This window comes from Micromonospora sp. NPDC051196 (assembly GCF_040682415.1).
Taxonomy (GTDB): domain Bacteria; phylum Actinomycetota; class Actinomycetes; order Mycobacteriales; family Micromonosporaceae; genus Micromonospora.
The window spans coordinates 125651-144488 of record NZ_JBFBAY010000011.1; the positions used below are offsets into that span (position 1 = coordinate 125651).

General features: G+C 72.7%; 16 protein-coding genes. 6 read left to right on the plus strand and 10 right to left on the minus strand.

Annotated elements, in window-relative coordinates; all coding sequences use genetic code 11:
* Positions 1–45: 45 nt before the first annotated feature.
* The gene (gene lpdA, locus AB0M35_RS21300; RefSeq protein WP_363747294.1) at positions 46–1437 is read right to left on the minus strand and encodes a dihydrolipoyl dehydrogenase; all 1392 of its coding nucleotides are present in this window, start codon (positions 1435–1437) and stop codon (positions 46–48) included.
* Between the two features lie 180 nt (positions 1438–1617).
* Here lpdA and AB0M35_RS21305 point away from each other — a divergent pair, with 180 nt between their 5' ends.
* Entirely contained in the window at positions 1618–1947 is a 330-nt protein-coding gene (locus AB0M35_RS21305; RefSeq protein ID WP_363747295.1) for a hypothetical protein, read from the plus strand.
* A gap of 79 nt (positions 1948–2026) precedes the next feature.
* Here AB0M35_RS21305 and AB0M35_RS21310 read toward each other — a convergent pair whose 3' ends face one another.
* Positions 2027–3595, minus strand: a complete 1569-nt coding sequence (locus tag AB0M35_RS21310) for a leucyl aminopeptidase (protein ID WP_363747296.1) — start codon at positions 3593–3595, stop codon at positions 2027–2029.
* 161 nt (positions 3596–3756) lie between these two features.
* Between AB0M35_RS21310 and gcvT the strand changes: the two genes are divergently transcribed.
* Positions 3757–4881: a glycine cleavage system aminomethyltransferase GcvT gene (gene gcvT, locus AB0M35_RS21315; protein ID WP_363747297.1), complete on the plus strand. Its 1125-nt coding sequence runs from the start codon at positions 3757–3759 to the stop codon at positions 4879–4881.
* Here gcvT and AB0M35_RS21320 read toward each other — a convergent pair.
* From AB0M35_RS21320 to AB0M35_RS21335, 4 genes are all read right to left on the minus strand, one after another.
* Complete coding sequence (locus AB0M35_RS21320) at positions 4874–6163, minus strand: DUF2314 domain-containing protein (protein ID WP_363747298.1); 1290 nt, start codon at positions 6161–6163, stop codon at positions 4874–4876. The genes gcvT and AB0M35_RS21320 overlap by 8 nt on opposite strands.
* A gap of 66 nt (positions 6164–6229) precedes the next feature.
* Positions 6230–7006 carry an adenosylcobinamide-GDP ribazoletransferase gene (locus tag AB0M35_RS21325; protein ID WP_363747299.1) on the minus strand — a complete coding sequence of 259 codons (777 nt, stop codon included), beginning with the start codon at positions 7004–7006 and terminating at the stop codon, positions 6230–6232.
* On the minus strand, positions 6996–8849 hold the full coding sequence (cobU, locus tag AB0M35_RS21330; RefSeq protein ID WP_363747300.1) for a bifunctional adenosylcobinamide kinase/adenosylcobinamide-phosphate guanylyltransferase: 1854 nt from the start codon (positions 8847–8849) through the stop codon (positions 6996–6998). The genes AB0M35_RS21325 and cobU overlap by 11 nt, the downstream gene beginning before the upstream one ends.
* A 65-nt stretch (positions 8850–8914) precedes the next feature.
* A complete protein-coding gene (locus AB0M35_RS21335) occupies positions 8915–9121 on the minus strand; it encodes a hypothetical protein (protein WP_363747301.1) in 207 nt (68 codons plus the stop codon).
* A 203-nt stretch (positions 9122–9324) separates the two neighbouring features.
* Here AB0M35_RS21335 and AB0M35_RS21340 point away from each other — a divergent pair, with 203 nt between their 5' ends.
* Positions 9325–9525: a hypothetical protein gene (locus AB0M35_RS21340; RefSeq protein WP_363747302.1), complete on the plus strand. Its 201-nt coding sequence runs from the start codon at positions 9325–9327 to the stop codon at positions 9523–9525.
* Positions 9525–10313: a site-2 protease family protein gene (locus tag AB0M35_RS21345; protein ID WP_363747365.1), complete on the plus strand. Its 789-nt coding sequence runs from the start codon at positions 9525–9527 to the stop codon at positions 10311–10313. Before AB0M35_RS21340 ends, AB0M35_RS21345 begins: the two co-directional genes overlap by 1 nt.
* A gap of 66 nt (positions 10314–10379) precedes the next feature.
* Here the strand turns inward: AB0M35_RS21345 and AB0M35_RS21350 are convergent, their stop codons facing one another.
* From AB0M35_RS21350 to AB0M35_RS21360, 3 genes are all read right to left on the minus strand, one after another.
* Complete coding sequence (locus AB0M35_RS21350) at positions 10380–11378, minus strand: aldo/keto reductase family protein (RefSeq protein ID WP_363747303.1); 999 nt, start codon at positions 11376–11378, stop codon at positions 10380–10382.
* 76 nt (positions 11379–11454) lie between these two features.
* Positions 11455–16071 (minus strand): WG repeat-containing protein, encoded by a 4617-nt coding sequence (locus AB0M35_RS21355; RefSeq protein WP_363747304.1) that lies wholly within the window; start codon positions 16069–16071, stop codon positions 11455–11457.
* Positions 16072–16487: 416 nt separating this feature from the next.
* The gene (locus AB0M35_RS21360) at positions 16488–17048 is read right to left on the minus strand and encodes a helix-turn-helix domain-containing protein (RefSeq protein ID WP_363747305.1); all 561 of its coding nucleotides are present in this window, start codon (positions 17046–17048) and stop codon (positions 16488–16490) included.
* Between the two features lie 66 nt (positions 17049–17114).
* On the opposite strand from AB0M35_RS21360, the gene AB0M35_RS21365 reads away from it, so the two are divergent.
* Both AB0M35_RS21365 and AB0M35_RS21370 read left to right on the plus strand, forming a co-directional pair.
* Entirely contained in the window at positions 17115–17888 is a 774-nt protein-coding gene (locus AB0M35_RS21365) for an AzlC family ABC transporter permease (protein WP_363747306.1), read from the plus strand.
* On the plus strand, positions 17882–18190 hold the full coding sequence (locus tag AB0M35_RS21370; RefSeq protein ID WP_363747307.1) for an AzlD domain-containing protein: 309 nt from the start codon (positions 17882–17884) through the stop codon (positions 18188–18190). The genes AB0M35_RS21365 and AB0M35_RS21370 overlap by 7 nt, the downstream gene beginning before the upstream one ends.
* A gap of 5 nt (positions 18191–18195) precedes the next feature.
* Here AB0M35_RS21370 and AB0M35_RS21375 read toward each other — a convergent pair whose 3' ends face one another.
* Positions 18196–18798 (minus strand): DUF3043 domain-containing protein, encoded by a 603-nt coding sequence (locus tag AB0M35_RS21375; protein WP_363747308.1) that lies wholly within the window; start codon positions 18796–18798, stop codon positions 18196–18198.
* Positions 18799–18838 lie beyond the last annotated feature (40 nt).

Genomic DNA, 18838 nt, shown 5'->3' on the forward strand with positions numbered 1-18838 from the left:
GGGGGGATCATCGCCCGTCGCCGGACGCCGCGGTTACGTCGTGGGTCAGGCGTGCGCGTGCAGCGGCTTGCCGGCGAGGGCCAGGTGAGCCTCGCCCAGGGCCTCATTCTGCGTCGGGTGGGCGTGCACCAGCTGCGCGACCTCGCCCGGGTACGCCTCCCAGTTGTAGATCAGCTGCGCCTCGCCGACCAGCTCGCCGACCCGGGCGCCGACCATGTGCACGCCGACCACCGGGCCGTCCTCGACTCGGACCAGCTTGATGAAGCCGGTCGTCTTGAGGATCTGGCTCTTGCCGTTGCCGCCGAGGTTGTAGTTGTAGGTCTTGACCTTGTCGGCGCCGTACTGCTCCTTGGCCTTCGCCTCGGTCAGGCCGACCGAGGCCAGCTCCGGGTCGCAGTAGGTGACACGGGGGATGCCCGCCTCGTCGATCACCGCCGGGTTCTGCCCGGCAATCTCCTCGGCGACGAAGATGCCCTGCTGGAAGCCGCGGTGCGCGAGCTGGAGCCCGGGCACGATGTCGCCGACGGCGTAGACGTTCGGCACGTTGGTGCGCAGCCGCTCGTCGGTCAGTACGTAGCCGCGGTCCATCTTCACGCCCTGCTCCTCGTACCCGAGGTTGGCGGTGTTCGGGCCCCGACCGACGGCGACCAGCAGCAGCTCGGCCTCGACGGTCTCGCCGCCGGCGATGGTCACCTTGACGCCGTTGTCGGTCTTCTCGACCTTCTCGAACGGCTTGCCGACCTTGAAGTTGATCTTCCGCTTGCGGAACGCCCGCTCCAGCGCCTTCGACGACTCCTCGTCCTCGGCGGCGACCAGGCGGGGCAGCGCCTCGATGATGGTCACGTCCACCCCGAAGGACTTCCACACGCTGGCGAACTCGACGCCGATCACGCCACCGCCCAGCACGATCGCGGAGCTGGGCACCCGGTCCAGGACCAGAGCGTGGTCGCTGGTGATCACCCGCTCGCCGTCAACGTCGAGGCCCGGCAGGCTCTTGGCGTACGACCCGGAGGCCAGCACGATGTTGCGGCCGGTGTACCGCTTGCCGTCGACCTCGACCGCGTTCGGCGCGACCAGCTTGCCGGCACCCGCCACGAAGGTGATCGCCTTGTTGCCGGTGACCAGCCCTTGCAGGCCCTTGTAGAGCCGGGAGACCACGCCGTCCTTGTACGAGTTGACCGCCGCCATGTCGATGCCGACCAGCTCGGCCTTCACACCGAACTGCTCGGACTCGCGGGTCTGGTCGGCGATCTCGGCGGCGTGCAGCAGTGCCTTGGTGGGAATGCAGCCGTTGTGCAGGCAGGTGCCGCCGAGCTTGCCCTTCTCCACCAGTGCGACGGACAGCCCCAGTTGGGCGGCGCGCAGCGCGGTCGCGTAGCCGCCGCTACCACCTCCGAGGATGACGATGTCGAAGGTTGCGTCGTTCGGCTCGCTCACGTTCAACTCCCAGGTCGCTTCGCTGCATCGGGGGTCACGGCGGGGTAACAGGGGCACACCCCACCTCGGCCATCTTGTCACCACCGCGTCCCGAGCGCGTACCGAGGTGCCCAATGACACGTTGTCGCCACGTACCCTTGGCACTGCCTTCGATGACGCGACAGGTGGGGAGACGGCTCAGTGGGACTGTTCCGGCGACGCAAGCGGGCAGGCGCGGCCGAACCTGACCGTACGGCCAATCGCGCCGATCTGGAGCATCTTGAGAACTTTGTCCGTACCCGCAAGGGGGTCGAAGCGTACATCGAGCCGCGTACCACGGTCACCGAGACCACGGTGATCCTGATCGCCGACGACGGCGAGTGGACACGGCGGCGCATCAACGGGCCGGACGGTGCGCGACGCTTCGCCTACCGGTTGAGCATCCCCGTCTACGACGTGGCGCTGATGGGCTATCCGCAGCGCATGCGCGACTACAACGAGCGCCGCAAGCGCCGCCCGGAGCTGTACTGAGCGCTGCCTGGCGATGCGACATGTTAAAAGGGGCCCCCTGCTATACGCGAGGCGTTAACAGGGGGCCCTTCCTTACACCTCAGCCGTTGGCGGCCACGTCCTCGATCAGGTGCAGCAGGGTACGCACCGGTACGCCGGTGCCGCCCTTGGTCCAGTAGCCGTTCGCCTCACCCGAGTGGTACGCCGGGCCGGCGATGTCGATGTGTGCCCAGGCGACCTCGTCGGTGACGAACTCGCTGAGGAAAACGCCGCCCTGCAACATGTGCCCGGCCCGCTCCATACCCGCGTTGACCTGCGAGATGTCGGCCACCTCGGAGTTCATGCCCTTGCGTACGTCGTCCGGCAGCGGCATCGGCCAGGTCGGCTCGCCCACCGCGTCGCCGGACGTGCGGACCCGCTCGCACAGCTCTGGCGTACCCATCACGCCGGAGATCCGCTTGCCCAGCGAGACCACCTGCCCGCCGGTGAGGGTGGAGGTCTCGAAGAGGTAGTCGGTGCCGTCCGCGCAGGCGCGGGCCATCGCGTCGCCGAGGATCATCCGGCCCTCGGCGTCGGTGTTGAGCACCTCCACCGTCTTGCCGTTGAACATGGTGATCACGTCGCCCGGCCGGTACGAGGTGCCCGACGGCATGTTCTCCGCCATCGGCACGTACGCGGTCACCGTCACCCGTGGTTTCAGCTCGGCCACCGCCAGCATGGTCGCGGCCACCGCCGCCGCGCCGGCCATGTCGGACTTCATCTCCCACATGCCCTGCGCGGGCTTGATCGAGATGCCGCCGGTGTCGAAGGTGATGCCCTTGCCGACCAGCGCCACCCGCTTGCCGGTGCCGCCGTCGGCTGGCGTGTAGGTCAGCTTCACCAGCCGCGGCGGGGCCTCCGAGCCCTGCCCGACGGCGATGATGCCGCCGTAGCCACCCTCGCGCAGCGCGACCTCGTCGAGCACCTCCACCCCGAGGCCTGCCGCCCGAGCGGCGTCGGCGACGGCGTCGGCGAAGACCGGCGGTCGCTGCTCGTTCGGGGCGATGTTGACCCAGTCGCGGGTGAGCCGCACCGCGGCGGCCACCGCGACGGCCCGGCTCACCTCGGCCCGGGCCCCGTCGTCCGCGGCGTCCGGCACGGCGACCAGCACCTCGGCCACCGGCTCGCGCCGGTTCGGCTGCGGCCGGGTCTTGTAGCCGGCGAACCGGTACCCGCCGAGCAGCGCACCCTCGGCGACGGCGCGCAGCGCAGCGCAGGCGTCGGCGTCGTCGGGCAGCGGCAGGGCGAGCGCCACCCGGGTCGAGCCGGCCAGCGACCGTACGGCGGCGCCCGCAGCCCGACGCAGGGTCTCCGGGGCGGGCGCCGCACCGCTGGGCTCCGGGCCGAGGCCGACTGCGGTGATCACCGGAGCGGTGATCGTGCCCAGGGTCGCTAACTTGATCACCTCGCCCGGACCGCCGGTCGTGCCGAGCAGCGCCAGTGTCTCGGTCAACTTGCCGTCGAAGGCGGCGGCGATGCTCTCCGCGCCGCTGGCGAGCAGCAGGGTGCCGGCGGGGCCGCTGGTGGCGTCCTCGCCGGTCGTACTGTGCACGCCGATCACGATCGCGTCGACGGCGAGTTCGGCGGGGTCGGTGTCGACCAGGCTCAGGGTGGTGCTGGACGATGTCACGGAAGCTGCTCCCGGGCAGGCCGGGCCGGTCGTGTGGCGTACCGGCAATGGAGTTGGCGGCGGATGGTTACCCGCCGGGCGTTGATACTGGCCCCGCCGGGGCGTCCCGAGGGGTCCCGCCGATGCTAACCAGACGGGTGGGTCCCGGTAAGTTGCGACCCATGACCGACGTGACCACCGACGCCGCCGAGACCCGGCTGCGTCGTTCCCCGCTGGCTGAGCGGCACACCGCGCTCGGCGCCAAATTTGCCCCGTTCGGTGGCTGGGAGATGCCGCTGGAGTACGCCGGTGGCGGGGTGCTGCGGGAGCACACCTCGGTACGCACCGACGTCGGCGTGTTCGACGTGTCGCACCTGGGGAAGGTACGGGTGACCGGCCCGGGGGCGGCGGAGTTCGTCAACACCTGCCTCAGCAACGACCTGGGCCGGATCGGGCCGGGCCGGGCGCAGTACACCCTCTGCTGCGACGAGGCCACCGGCGGCGTGGTGGACGACATCATCGCCTACCTGTACGCCGACGACCACGTCTTCCTGATTCCGAACGCCGCGAACACCGCCGAGGTGGTGCGCCGGCTGCGCGCCGCCGCGCCGCCGCAGGTCACGGTCTCCGACGAGCACGAGGCGTACGCGGTCCTGGCGGTGCAGGGGCCACGCTCGGCGGAACTGCTGGATGCCCTGGGGCTGCCGACCGGGCACGAGTACATGAGCTTCTCGCCGGCCACCCTCGACGGCGTCGAGTTGACCGTGTGCCGTACCGGCTACACCGGTGAGCGCGGCTACGAACTGGTGGTCCCGGCCGGTGACGCGGTCGTGGTCTGGGACGCGCTGTTCGCTGCCGAGCCGGCACCGCAGGCGTGCGGGCTGGCCGCCCGGGACACGCTGCGCACCGAGATGGGGTACCCCCTGCACGGGCAGGACCTGTCGCCGGAGATCACCCCGGTGCAGGCCCGCACGGGCTGGGCGGTGGGTTGGGACAAGCCGGCCTTCTGGGGTCGCGACGCGCTGCTCGCGGAAAAGACCACCGGCCCGACGCGTACGCTGCGCGGCCTGACCGTCGTCGGCCGGGGCATTCCCCGTCCCGGCATGGCGGTCCTGCACGGTGACACCCGCGTCGGCACGGTCACCAGCGGCACCTTCAGCCCCACCGGAAAGCAGGGCATCGCCCTCGCCCTGATCGACACCGCCCCCGCCCTTCCCGACGGCGCCGAGCTTGAGGTCGACATCCGGGGCCGCCGCACCCCCGCCCACCTGACCCGCCCTCCCTTCGTCCACCCCTCCGTCAAGTAGTGGGTTTCTCGCCGGCGTCCAGGACGGCCTGGGTCCAGCCGCCTTCGATGACGCCGGTGGAGTCGAGCAGGGCCCAGTCGACGATGTCGGTGGCTTCGACCACCACGGGCGAGCCGATTCGTACGGTGGGGTCGGTGTTGGCGTCGCTGGCGCTGGCACCGACGACCCGCTCCGGGGTGTCCCAGGAGGTCACGCCGGCCCAGACGTACTCGGGGCCGTCGTCGCCGGGCAGCCCGTACTTGACCACCAGCTGGGTCTCCGGTGGCAGTTGGCCGGCCCGGAAGCGGGCCCGGATGTCACCCAGGCCGGCGCGGGCGGTGGCGATCGCCCGGCTCATCGCGTCACCCGAGCGGGCGTAGCGCACGTCGGGCTGGATGCCGGCGAACAGAGTGGCACAGGCGGCGGCGAAGTAGCGTCCGGCCGGACCGGGATGCCCGGCCGGCGGGCGCAGGCTGAGAAACGAGTCGGCGTCCGGGTCGGTGGCCGGGTCCAGTTCCAACCGCAGGAGCACCGGCGCGGTCGCCCCGTGCTGCTCCGGATTGCCGTACGCCACCGCGATGTCGTGCCCGGTGACCGTGGCCAGCACGGGCAGCTGCACGAACGCCGGCACCTCCTCGCCGGTCAGTCCGTCGGTCCAGTCCCGCAGCAGCCGTCGGGCGGCACCGGTCATCACCGCACCCCAGGCCCGGGTGAGATGGTCCGGCACCCCCTGGGTCTGCAACTCCAGCAGGCCGAAGCGGCGCAGTCCCTTGGTGGTGAACCACAGCCCTTCGGCATCCGACGAGTACGGCACCAGCACCCAGTCGACGAGCCGGACCCGGCCCCGCTCGTCCGGCAACGACCGCAACGCCGCCACCGGATCCAGGAACTGTAGGCCGAACACGTCGACCACGTCGCCGCCGACCGCCTCGGCGATCGCCGCGGCCACTGCCCGGGCCGCCCACTCGTGTGCCGGCGGCCAGCCCGGCCGGTACTCGGCCTGCACCACCACCAGGTGGCTGGCGGCGGCCAGCCGATCCAACTGCGCCTTGCTGGCGCCGAACGCGGTGAGCAGGTCCGGCGGCAGCTCGGGAAACTCGCTGATCGGGCGTACGTCCACGCTCATTAGTGGACTGTCCAGCATCTGCTTGGCCAACCCGTGCACGGGCTCGGCCAGGCGACCGGCCAGACCCCGCACCGCTGTTCGGGCACTCACCGCCGGCAGCCCCGTTGTCGGTACCAGGTACGTCGCGCTGAGCGATTCCGGAACCGGAACGGGCAGGAAGTCGTCGGTGATGAGCATGATTTCCCCCGCAAGGCCGTGCCGGTGCTGTCGTGGAAGAACGCTACCCGCCGCCCGTGCCCCGGCTCAGCCGGACAGCACCAGTCCCAGGTAGACCAGCGTGGTGACCAGTTCGACGCAGGCGCCGAGCACGTCGCCGGTGATCCCGCCGAGTCGGCGTACCCCGTGTCGCACCAGGGCGGCCGCGACGGCGAGTGCCGTGAGGACGGCCAGCGGCCCCTGCCAGGGACGGCCCGGAACGGCCAGCACCGCCAGCAGCGTGACCGCCGCGATGCCGGCGGCCAGGGCGACCGGGCCGACGGTGCCGGCCACCATCGCGCCGAGCCCGTCCGGACGGGCCGCCGGAACACCCCGCCGACAGGCCAGCGTCACGCCGAGCCGGCCGGCCGCGGTGGCGGTGACGACCGCCGAGAGTACGGCCGGAGCGGGCCCGCCGGCCAACTCGGCCAGCGCCGCGGCCTGCACCAGCAGTACGAGCACCAGCGTGACCACGCCGAACGGTCCGACGTCCGGCTTCTTCATGATTTCCAACGCGGCGGGTCCCCGCCGGTACGACCCGAGCGCGTCCACCGTGTCGGCCAGTCCGTCGAGGTGCAGGCCCCTGGTGAGCAGGGCGTTCACCGCGACGGCCACGGCGGCGGCGACCAGGGGCGCGGTGAGCGAGCCGAGCAGCAGCAGTACCCCGGCGACCGGTACGGCCAGCAGCGCGCCGACCGCCGGGGCGAGCGCCATCGCCGTACCGGCCGTGGCCCGGTCGACCCGACCGGTACGCACCGGCGCCACGGTGAGGGTGGTCAGGGCCAGCCTGACCCCGTCGCCGAGCAGCCGCAGGTCAGCCGGCACGCGAGCCGGAGTGGTCCGCCGGCGCGGGTTCCGTGCTGGTCGGTCCGGGCCCCTCGGGCTCGGGTTCACGGAAGTCGGGCTCGCTCTCCTCGACCGGTTCCGCCGGCACTTCCGGTGCCTCGTCGGCCTGCTGCGGGCCACTGTCGGCGCCCTCGGCGCGGTCCGGGCGGGTCGGCAGGGCAGCGGCCAGCGTCAGCGCCGACCGCAGCAACGGCAGCACGGTCAGCGCGTTCGCCCCCTCGCCGAGATCCAGTTTCAGCTCCGCCAGCGGGGTCAGACCGAGCACGTCGGCGGCCAGTTGGACGGCGGGGTGCCCGCCGTGGTCGGCCAACAGGCACCAGTGTCGGGCCTGGCCGGCGAGATCCCGGCTGACCAGCCCTGCGGCAACCCCGACCGGGCCGTCCAGCAGCACCGGAATCCGGCGTGCGGTGGCGCCCAGCAGCACGCCGGTGGCCACGGCGATGTCGCCGCCACCGAGCTGGGCGAGCACGTCCTTGGCGTCCCGGCCGGAACGGCGGATGCGGTGCAGCGCGTCCCGGATCGCCGCGCAGCGGGTCATCCAGGCCGCGTCGTCGAACTCGCCGCACTCGGTGACCACCCGGGCGAGCACGGCGGGCGCTTCGGCCCCGGCGGTCGCCGCGAGCACGGCAGCCGCCGCAGCCTCGGTGCCCGCACCGCACGCCGCCAGCACCAGCAGTTGTACGCCCGCGTCGGCGGCCTCCTCGGCCAGCCGCCAGCCGTAGCGCAGCGCCGACTCGACCTGCTCGGCGGTCAGCGCCGGCCCGTGCTCGATGGGTGCGGCCGTCGGTGCCTCGACCACCTGGAGACTCGCTCCGCCGTGGTCGGCGAGCCGGGCGAGCACACCCTGACCGGCGCGGGCCTGGTCGGCGCGGCGAGCAGACTCGCCGGGCCGGGTGCCGGCCGCCGCGCCACCTTCGTGGTCACCGTGCAGCAGCAGTACCCGTACCGACTGCCAGGGCGTCGGGGTCGGCGTGCCCTGGGTGGTGGCGGCGAACGAGACCACCTGTTCCAGTACGCCGAGCCCGCGGCCCGGCACGTCCAGGGTGGCGAGTCGCTCCACGGCCTGTGGCCCGGCGTACTCGTCGGGCATGGGTAGTTCCATCCCGGGCTGGATGACCGGTCCACCGGCGGCCACCGGCACGACGGGCGTCGGCGCGGAGACACTGCCGTCCCCGACGGCGGGCCCGGCCTGCGCGGGCACGGTCGTCCCCGCCCCAGCGGTGCTGGCCCCGGCGGGGGCGACAGCGGTGGTGGTGGCACCGGCGGCGAGGCCCGGCGCGGCGGCCGGCTTGAGCTGGCACGGCTGACCGGCGACCACCAGCAGCACCGCGTCGCAGACGTCCGCCACGGCCCGGTTGACCACGCCCAGCGCGTCGGTGAACGCCCGGCCCAGCGGCGTCGTCGGCACCAGGGAGAGCCCGACCTCGGGGCTGACCAGCACCAGCCGGGCCGCACAACCGCGTACGGCGGTGACCAGTTCGTCGATCGTGACGGTGTCGTCGGCCGGCTGGTGAGCGGGGTCGAGCAACACCGTCACCCAGCCACCGAGGTCGTCGACGAGCAGCGTCTCGTCCGGCCGGGCGGCGGCGATCACGTCGGCGAGTCGGCGCGGGTCACTCGCGGTCTCCTCGGTGCTCCAGGCAGCCGGTCGACGTGCGCGGTGCGCGGCGAGCCGGGCCGCCCACTCCGCGTCCTCGTCACCGGCGGCGGTGGCCACGTACCGAACCGTGGTCGCGTCGGCCACCAGGGACTCGGCGAACTCCGATTTGCCGGAGCGGATGCCGCCCAGCACCAGGACCCTGTTCCACCCGTCGAGGGACATGCTCGTACCTTACGACCAGCCGACCGGCACGGGCATCGCAGGTGCACCGTGCGGCCCGACGTCGTTCACCGCCCGTCGGGAGGCTGGTAGTAGTAGTCGTTCGGGTTGACGTCGGCGGGCTTGGTGTCCTCCTGCCAGGCGCCCTCACCCGGGCGCGCGACCAGGGCGTCGATCAGTTCCTCCCGGTCCATCTCGCGCGCCCCCTGGATGCCTCCGCGTACCGCGATGTCGCGTAGTTCCGCCGTGTCCATCTCCGGTATCGGCCTGGTCATCGCCCCTCCTGTCCAGCTTCCGTTGCCGGGGACATACCCGGCGGTGAGCAGGTGAACCGTGACCACCCGGGGTCCCTTGAGCCGGCGCCGAGGCCGGGTGCCGACAACCGGTCGACGCCCGTGGCAAGGCCGACGCATCCACGGCCGACTACGCTGGCGAAGGTCCGTCCCACGGGACATCAGCGGTGAGGGGAGACGCGCACATGGCGTGGAGCTGGCGGTACGAGGGCGCGAACGGCGAGTCGGTCGACGGGCCCGCCGAGTCGTTCAGCAGCCAGGCGGACGCCGAGTCCTGGGTCGGCCAGACCTGGCGCGAGCTCGCGGCGTCCGGCGTCACCTCGGTCACGCTTGTCGAGGACGACCGGGTGGAGTACCGGATGAGCCTGCTGCCCGTGGCCGAGTGATGGACCCCCGGGACGCCGAGCCGCTGGTGCTCGGGGTGCCCCGGGCAGCCTTCCGGCCGAGCCCGATCTTCCTTGCCCTGGTCGCCCTGCTGGTCACCTGCGGTGTGCTGACCTGGCACGGCATCGGTAACGTCCGGCTCGCCGTCTTCGGGTTTGTGGTCACCGGCTGGGTGGTCTCGCTCTGCCTGCACGAGTACGCGCACGCGGTGGTGGCGTACCGGTTCGGCGACCGTGGGGTGGCCCATCGCGGCTACCTGACGTTGAATCCGCTCAAGTACAGCCACCCGCTGCTGTCGATCGCACTGCCGGTGGTGGTGGTGCTGCTCGGCGGCATCGGCCTGCCGGGCGGTGCCGTCTGGGTGGATCGGCACGTGATCCCGGGGCGGCTGCGACACACGCTGGTCAGCCTCGCCGGCCCGGCCACCAACGTGCTGTTCGCCCTGGTGCTGGTGGCGGTGCTGCGGATCGGGGCACCGGGGGGCGGTCCGGTGGAGTTCTGGGCCGCGGTGGGCCTGCTCGGCTTCCTCCAACTCACCGCGAGTGTGCTCAACCTGCTGCCGGTGCCCGGTCTGGACGGCGGCAACATGATCCAGCCGTGGCTCAACCCGCAGTGGCGGCGGATGTACGACCTGTTCGCCCCGTACGGCTTCATCCTGCTCTTCGCGTTGCTGTGGAATCCGCGTATCGGTGGGTGGTTCTTCTCGGCGGTCTTCGCGGTCGCCGACTTCCTCGGCCTGCCGCCGTGGCTCTACGCCACCGGCCTGGAGCTGGTCCGCTTCTGGAGCTGACCCGCCGGTGGGCGGCGGAACGTGACCGGGTCGGCCGGCATGACGTGCCGGCCGACCCGGATTCGGTCAGGGCCGCTCGGCCGGCGACTCGGTGCGGGCCGGGTCGCGTTCGGTCACCGGCTCGACGATCTCGTCGATCGCCTTGAGCAGGTCGGCGTCGAGCTTGACGCCCGCCGCCTTGACGTTGTCGTGCACCTGCTCGGGGCGGGACGCGCCGACGATGGCCGAGGAGACGTTCGGGTTCTGCAACACCCAGGCGATGGCCAGCTGAGCCATGCTCAGCCCCGCCTGGTCGGCCAGCGGGCGTAGTCGCTGGACGCGGGTCAGCACGTCGTCGGTCAGCCACTTGGCGATGAAGCCGGCGCCGGACTTCTCGTCGGTGGCCCGGGAACCGGCGGGCGGCGGCTGACCGGGGAGGTACTTGCCGGAGAGCACACCCTGCGCCATCGGCGACCAGACGATCTGCCCGATGCCCAGTTCCTCGCTGGTGGGGATGACCTCACTTTCGATGACCCGCCAGAGCATCGAGTACTGCGGCTGGCTGGAGACCAGCGGGATGCGCAGCTCGCGGGCCAGCGCGTGTGCCTCGCGGATCTGCGACGCCTTCCACTCGGAGACACCGATGTAGTGCGCCTTGCCGGAGTGCACGACGTCGGCGAAGGCCTCCATCGTCTCCTCCAGCGGAGTGCTGTAGTCGTACCGGTGGGCCTGGTAGAGGTCCACGTAGTCGGTCCGCAACCGGCGCAGCGAACCGTTGATCGACTCCATGATGTGCTTGCGGGACAGGCCCCGGTCGTTGCGGCCGGGGCCGGTGGGCCAGTACACCTTCGTGAAGATCTCCAGACCTTCGCGCCGTTGGCCCTCCAATGCTCGACCGAGCACGTCTTCGGCACGGGTACCGGCGTAGACGTCGGCGGTGTCGAAGGTGGTGATGCCGGCGTCCAGGGCGGCTCGGACGCAGGAGAAGGCCGCATCCTCCTCGACCTGTGAGCCGTGGGTGATCCAGTTGCCGTACGAGATCTCGCTGACCATCAGGCCGGAACGGCCCAGGTGTCGGAATTCCATTCCCCGAGCCTAATGCGCCTCCGGTCCGACCCGCCTGGCCGATCAACGGGTGACCGGGCGTGGCGTGGGGAGCGGGTCAGAGCACCGGGGTCGCGTCGGTCAGGAGCGCCTCGATCTCCGCGACGACCTCGGCCGGGTTCTGGAACACCGGATCGATCAGGGATCCGCCCCGCCGGTCGAGTGCACCCCACCGGCCGACACCGTTGGTCGCCAGGAAGGCCACCGGGTGGATGAGCAGTACCGGGTGCGCCGGTGCGACGATCACCTGGCCGGTCCGGTCCACCACACCCTTGCGCCCGGCCACGTCGACCACGGCCAGGCCCTCGTCGGTGAAGCCGTCGACGTACCGGCCGTCGGCCAGCACGGTGTGGAACCCGTGGTAGCGGGTCGGCACCACGATCTGCCCCGTCGCGTCGACCGCACCCCAGCCCTCTCGGCGGACGGCCGCCACCCCCTTGCGGAACGGGCGTACGTCGGCGAAGCCGGGCGGCACGGCCACCTCACCCGTGGTGTCCACGGCGAGCCAACCGCTGTCGTCCCGTACCACCCAGGCCAGGCCGTCGGAGAACGGCCGGGCAGCCAGGTAGGTCGGCTCGACCACCATCTCACCGGTCAGGTCGATCAACGACCAGCGGTCCGTCTCCGGTTCGCGCACCCAGGCCCGACCGTCCCGGAACGGCTGCGCCTCGGCGTAGCGCGCCGGCACCACCATGTCACCGGCGGCGTCCGCGTAACCCCACAGACCCTGACCACCGTCGCGGGCCGGCACCGGGCCACGGTCACGGTCCAGCACCTCGTCCCAACCACGGGGGTACGGCCCGAAGCCACGCTCCGCGGCCCGTGCCGCCACCGCGTCCAGTCCGATCCGGACCCGGGCGAGTAGTTCCGCGTCACCCTCGCCACGCAGGTCGAGAGCCCGTTCGAAGTGGTGACAAGCCTCCATCAGTCGACCCTGGTCGTAGCAGCACCGCGCGGCGTGTTCGTGCAGGGCGGCCCGCAACCGGTCCGGCAACTCGGCCGAGTTCGCCTCGGCGAACAGCCGGTCGGCCTCGGTGAAGTCGCCACGCCAGCGCAGCACGTGCGCCAACCGTGCCTGGGCCAGTGCGGCCCGGCGCAACTCCCCGGTCGCTTCGGCGTAGGTCAGGGCCATCCGGCCGTCGTCCAGCGCATCGTCGAGGTCGCCGAGCACTCGCGAGGCCACCGCCCGCAGGCTGAGCAGCCGAGCCCGGGACCGGTTGTCGAGGGCCGTGGCGAGCTTGTCGGTGAGCCGCTGCCGTACCGTCCGTAGCTCCTCCGGGTCGTCCACGACCTCGCGAAGCGTCTCCGGGTCCAGCCGCCAGCGGTAACCGGCCAACACCTGTTCGGGGTCGGCCGGCGGCTCCGGCTCGTCGTCGGCTGCCAGGCCAGCCGCCGGCGCATCGTCCGCCGGTGGCGCGGAGATCGGTGCCAGCGCGTCGTCGGCCGGTGGGGTGGAGACCGGTACTGCCGAAACCTGCGCTGCGGGTGGTGCGGAGACCGGTGCGGTCGCTGCGGGTATGGCGGCATCTGGTTCGGACGTGACTGGCGGTGCGGAGATCGGTGCTGTGGTCGGCGGTGGTGCGTACTCCCGGATGGCCGGCGGTGCGGACGTCGGTGCTGCTGCCAACGTGGAGTCCGATGCGGACGTCAACGGCCGTTCGGGCTCCCGCGCCCCGGGCGATAGGGACGCCGGTGCCGACGCTGCCGGTGCGACGTCGTCCGGTGTGGACGAGACCGGTGGTACGGAGATCGGTGCTGTGGTCGTCGGTGGTGTGGGCTCCCAGGTGGCCGACGGTGTCGCAGGCGGTGCCGACACCGGTGCTGCCGCTGTCGGCGGTGGGCCGTCCGGTGTGGACATGACCGGCGGTGCCGAGGTGACGGGCGGCGCTGAGGTGACCGGCGGCGCTGAGGTGACCGGCGGTGCTGAGGTGACGGGCGGTGCGGAGATCGGTGCCGAGGTGGGCGGTGGTGCGGTCGAGGGCGCGAGGGCTGGCGCGGGCGGTGCGGACACCGGCGCGGCAGTTGGCGTCATGAACGGTGGTGCGGACACCGGCGTCGTGAACGGTGGCGTGGACACCGGCGCGGATGACGAGAGTGCGGCGGCGACCGGTGGCGTGGAGATCGGCGGAGCAGGTGGTGCGGACACCGGCGACGCCGGCGGTGCGGACACCGGCGTGTGCCGTGGCGATGTCGAGATCGGGTCGCCCGGCGGCCTCGACACCGGCGTCGGTGGGGCGCCCGGCGGCCCCGACACCGGAGTTGATGCGGCGGCCGGCGGTGTCGGGATCGGGTTGCCGGGCGGCGTGGGGGTTGCCGGTGCGGTGGGGCCGTGGCTCGGCGGCGCGGAGATCGGCGAGACGGGCGATGCCTGGCGAACCGGAGGGCCCGTGGGCTCGGGCGTGCCTGCCGGGCCGGGCGTGGGCGAACCGAACCATGCTTGCGGGCCGTCCGACGGCGGGTTGACCCGCGAGGACGTGGACGTCTCCAGCGTCGGCGGAACATACCGGCCGGGTGGCCGGGTGGCAGGCGGCGGAGAAACCGGTGTCGGGTCGTGCCCGTCGATGGTCGGTACGGCCGGGACGCCGGTCCAGGCGGCCGGGGCCACCATGTCTTCGGGTCCGCGGCCAACACGACCGGGCGGCGGGCCGACCAGCGGTTGATCGGCGGGCGGCGTGGAAGCCGGCCGGTGGCTGGGTGGTGCGGAAACCGGCCGATCGGCAGGCTGCGCGGAAACCGGCTGGTGGCTGGGCGGTGCGGAGACCGGCTGGTGAGTGAGTGGTGCAGTGGTCGGGGGTGCTGACGCGACCGATGGTGTCGGGACCGGTGGTGGGGTGGCCACCATCGGCTGGTCGTGCAGCGGGGCGGGCCGGACCTGGTGTTCGTGGAGCGGCGCCGGGCGAACCTCGTGCTGGTGCAGTGGGGCCGGTCGAACGGTGTCCCCGCCAGCTGGCCGGTCGGCTCCCGAGGCGGCGGGCCGCTCCTGGATCAGCCCGGGACGTTCCGGCCGCTCACGGACCGGTTGGGCGCGGTCAGGCCGATTCTGGGTCGGCTCGGGACGGCCAGGCCACTCCTGGGTCGGCTCGGGACGGCCAGGCCACTCCTGGGTCGGCTCGGGACGGCCAGGCTGGGACTGGTCGGAGCGTACGGCGCCGGGACGGTCCGGGTTCGGGCCGACGGTATCGGGCCAGTCGCGCGCCGCGACCGGGGCCGAGGGCCGGTCGTGATGGGGGTGGACGGTGTCGGGCCGGTCCCGTGGCGGGGCCGGAAAGTCCGGGCGGGCCCGCCCGGCGGCGGGGGAGACGGGGCGATCCCGCTCCGGGGTGGGGGAGAGGGACTCGTCGGGCACCACCGACAAATGACGGCGCGGTGGGTCACGGTCGGGTGCGGGGGAGACGGGCCGCTCGGCGCCGGGTCGCTGCGCGGCCGGGCGGTCCACGAACCTTTCCGACCCGGGCAGGTCAGGGATGGCGGCCGGTCGTCGGTCTCCGTGGCCGGGCCGGTCGCCATAGCTGGGCCGGTCGCCGGTCTCGGGAACTGCGGGACGCTGGTACTCCCGGTGATCTCGACCGCTGCTCGGGCGTATCGGCCCCGGCTCGGGCCAGGGCAGGTCGCGGCGCGGCGGTGGCTCGGCGTACCCCTGCGGGTCTCGGGAAGCCGGCTCGGTGCGGCTCCGGTCGGGCGACCGGTCCGGGCGACCCCTCTCGTCGCGGGTCCCACGGGCCGGCTCGTCGTCGACGTAACCGTCCGGGTACGGGGCGGCGTCGGGGTCACCGACGCTGAACTCGTCCCGGTAGCCGTCCACCCGGGGTCCGTCGTCATAGCTGGGCTGACCGGGGTGGCTGCTCCACTGGTAGCGGGGGCGCCGCGAGGTGTCACCCGTGGACCGGCGGTCGGCGTCATCGACGGGCCGGTAGGCGGCGGGGCGACGCGGCTCCTCGTCCGGCTCGGACACCCAACCGCGCTCCGGTCGTCCGGCCGGAGAAACCGGCGCGCCGCGCCGATACTGATCCCGATCGGTCGGCTCGGACCGGCGTGGCCGTTGGCCGTACCGGTCGGCGTCGGGGTCGCGCCATTCAGGTTCGGGTTGCGGATATCGGTCGGGTTCACGTCGGGTGTACCGGTCGGGGCCGCGTCGCTCCGGCGGCTCGAAGCCGCCTCGGTCCCGGCGGTACCCGTCGACGTCGGGCTGGGTGTACTGGTCGGGGGCGCGTCGCTCCCGGTGGGGCGGCGCGCCGGTGACACCCGTCGGCGGCGCACCGACGTCGGACCAGGTGACGCCGTCGCGTCCCCGTACCGGCTCGGCGGGCTGCGACCACCGTCCGTCCGGCTGTGCCGGCCGGTTGCCCGGGTACGGGGACTGGTCGTACGGACGGGCGCCGTTGCCGCCGTCGGGGCGGCGCTGGGCCGGCGCGTCGTGCCGGCCCGGCCGGCCTTCCGGCTCGTCGTCCCAGGATCGACCCACGTACGTGCCGTCCGGCCTGGTCGGCGCCAGCGGTGGCACCTCGGCCCGCCCGATCGCACTCGCCCGGCCCCACGCCCGTGGCTGCTGATGGTCGATGCCGTCGTCGCCCGGGTAGCGCTGGCCCGGGAACTGCGGCTGCCATTCGGTCGTCGGCTCGACGACCCAGGACGGCTCGGCGGGATCGTGCCACCGGTCGGCGTAGCCGCGACTCATCCGGCGGACCCGTCGTGCCGCGCAGGACGTGTTCGGCGGGGAGTGTGACGCTCGGAGACGACCGGGCCCGGCGTTGCGGATTCGGCCGTGCGGAGCCCTTGGACCGGCGTCCGCTCGCTCACGGCCGCGCCCCGATGGTCGGCTCGCGTCCGCTCGCTCACGGCGAATGTCACCTCGTCGGAAATGGTCACTGGGCACCCGCCCGGAATCGGCCAAACTCGCTCGTCCCGGCACCGAATGGCTGCGGAAGGAGGGTAGCCGCGCGGGCTTGGTCAACGCCACTGTGGCGCCCCGCGCCGCACCCAAACGTTATCCAGTCGATCCGGGACATTTGGGCCTTTGGCGGAATCGGACTTCCGTCGCTGAACCAGGGGTGCCGGTCGCCGTGTCGGCTCGCGGTACCTGGCCTGGTGGGGTCAGGGATGCTCCATGATCAGCACGACGAAGGTGCCCGGTTCGAGAGCCTCGTAGCGGTGCGGGGCGTCGCCGGGGAAGGTGGCGTAGTCACCCGGGCCCAACTCCACCTGCTCGTGTTCCGGGCCACAGAGCAGTCGGCCGGCGCCCACCACCAGGTGTTCGACGGTGCGCGGGGTGTGCGGCTCCGCGCTGCGTACCCGCCCCGGCTCAAGTTCGATGAGGTAGACGTCCCGCCGGGCATGTGCGGTGCCGGCGGTCAGCAGGGTGCCGGTGAAGTCGGCGTGCTCGGAGCGTACCCGTGGGCCGTCGCCGGCCCGGATCACCCGTACGGTGGTCGCCGGTGGCTCGACCAGCCGACTGAACGGTATGTCGAGCGCCACACCCAGGGCCCACAACGTCTCCACACTCGGGTTGCCCAGCCCGGCCTCAAGCTGCGACAGCGTCGACTTGGCGATTCCGGCCCGGCGGGCAAGTTCGGTCAACGAGATGCCGACCCGCTGCCGTTCCTGACGGAGAGCAGCGGCGATGGTGGCCAGCGGGGGCGAAGGATCCGAGGACATTGTTCGCTCCGTCGGTCAAGTTGTTCTATTTGACGAACATGAGGGGCGTGTTCATCATGATGGACTATGCGTACGCCAGAACGAACAGCGGGGGCGGGCATGCTCCGCGACGTCGCCGCGATCGGCGCGGCGATGGCGGCCGTCGGCGCCTCGTTCGGGGCGGTGGCCGTGGCCGCGGGTCTGCCCGCCTGGGGCGTTGTCGCCATGTCCCTACTGGTCTACGCCGGCGGTGCGCAGTTCATGGCGGTCGGGCTGGCGGCTGCCGGTAACCCGGTTGCCGCCGTGCTGGCCGGGCTGCTGCTCAACGCCCGACACCTGCCGTTCGGGCTGACCCTCGGTGACACCCTCGGCCGCCGGCTGTGGCAACGACTGCTCGGCAGCCACCTGATGACCGACGAGACGACCGCCTTCACGCTCGCCCGTCCGGCCGGCGACCTGCGGCGTCGGGCGTTCTGGCTGGCCGGCACCCTGCTCTTCGTGGCCTGGAACGCCGGCACCGTGCTCGGCGTACTGGCCGGTGGGGTGGCCGGAGATCCGGCCGCGCTCGGGTTGGACGCCGCGTTCCCGGCCGGTCTGATCGCCCTGCTGCTGCCCACCCTGCGCGACCGGGACATCCGGCGGGCGGCCGTGGGCGGCGCGGCGGTGGCCGTACTGACCACGCCGGTGCTGCCGGCCGGCCTGCCGGTACTGCTGGCGCTGGCCGGACCGGCGTTGCTGGCCGTGCACCGGCTCAGGCGGCCGCCGGTGACCCCGATCGCGGAGACCGTCGAGCCGTCGGGCGAAGCCCATCCGGTGGCGTCCGAGGCGGTACCGGCCGGTCGGAAGGAACAGTCGTGCTGATTGCGGTGATCATGGCGCTGGCCGTCGGGACGTACGCCTTCCGGGTTGCCGGGGTGCTGTTGCGGGACCGGCTCGACCTGCCGGTGTGGGCGCGGCAACTGCTACCGGTTGCCGCAGCGGCCCTGCTGGCGGCGTTGGCGGCGACTGCGGCGCTGACCGAGGCCGGTGCGTTCGCCGGATGGGCCCGGCCGACCGGGGTGCTGGTGGGCGTGCTGCTGGCGTGGCGGCGGGCGCCGTTCGTGCTCGTGGTGATCGCCGCCGCCGGCACCACGGCGCTGCTCCGCCTGCTCGGCGTGCCCTGACCGGCTCAGACCGGGTCGCCGATGGCGACCTGGGGCGCCGGCGTACGCAGCTTCCGGAAGGTGATCGCCCGCATGATCGCGTAGAGGTACAGCGAGCCCATCCGCTGGGTGTACTGCGGGAAGCGGGACCGGACCAGCTTCTTGATCTTGCGCGAGATGAGCACCGAGTCGATCACCACACCGACGGCCAGGGCACCCCACAGCAGGTTGGAGGCCAGCCGGATCGCCGGGGGCATCGCCTGATTCGAGCCGATCAGCACGATCAGCGCGCCACCGAAGAACCAGGTGCCGACGGTACGCCGGGAGTCGACCACGTTGCGGGCGAGCAGTCGCTCGGGGCCCCGGTCACGGGGACCGCCCTCACGCCGGAACTCCGCGGCCGCCTCGGCCCGCCGCTGCCGCCGCAGGGCCTTCGCCTCTTCCTTGGTCAGCGGCTTGGTCGTACCCGGTGGGCGCCGGCCGTTGCTGGGGCGCTTCGGCGTCTCGCGTCCCTTGCTCGGGGTGTAGTTACGCGGACGGTCGGCCTCGGCCTCCTCCTCGGCCGGGGTCAGCGGCTCGGTGGCGGGGTCGGCGAGGTCGGCGGACTTGCGACGAAACAGCGACGGCACGCGCCAAGGGTAGCCAACGCCAGGTGACCGCTGCACATCG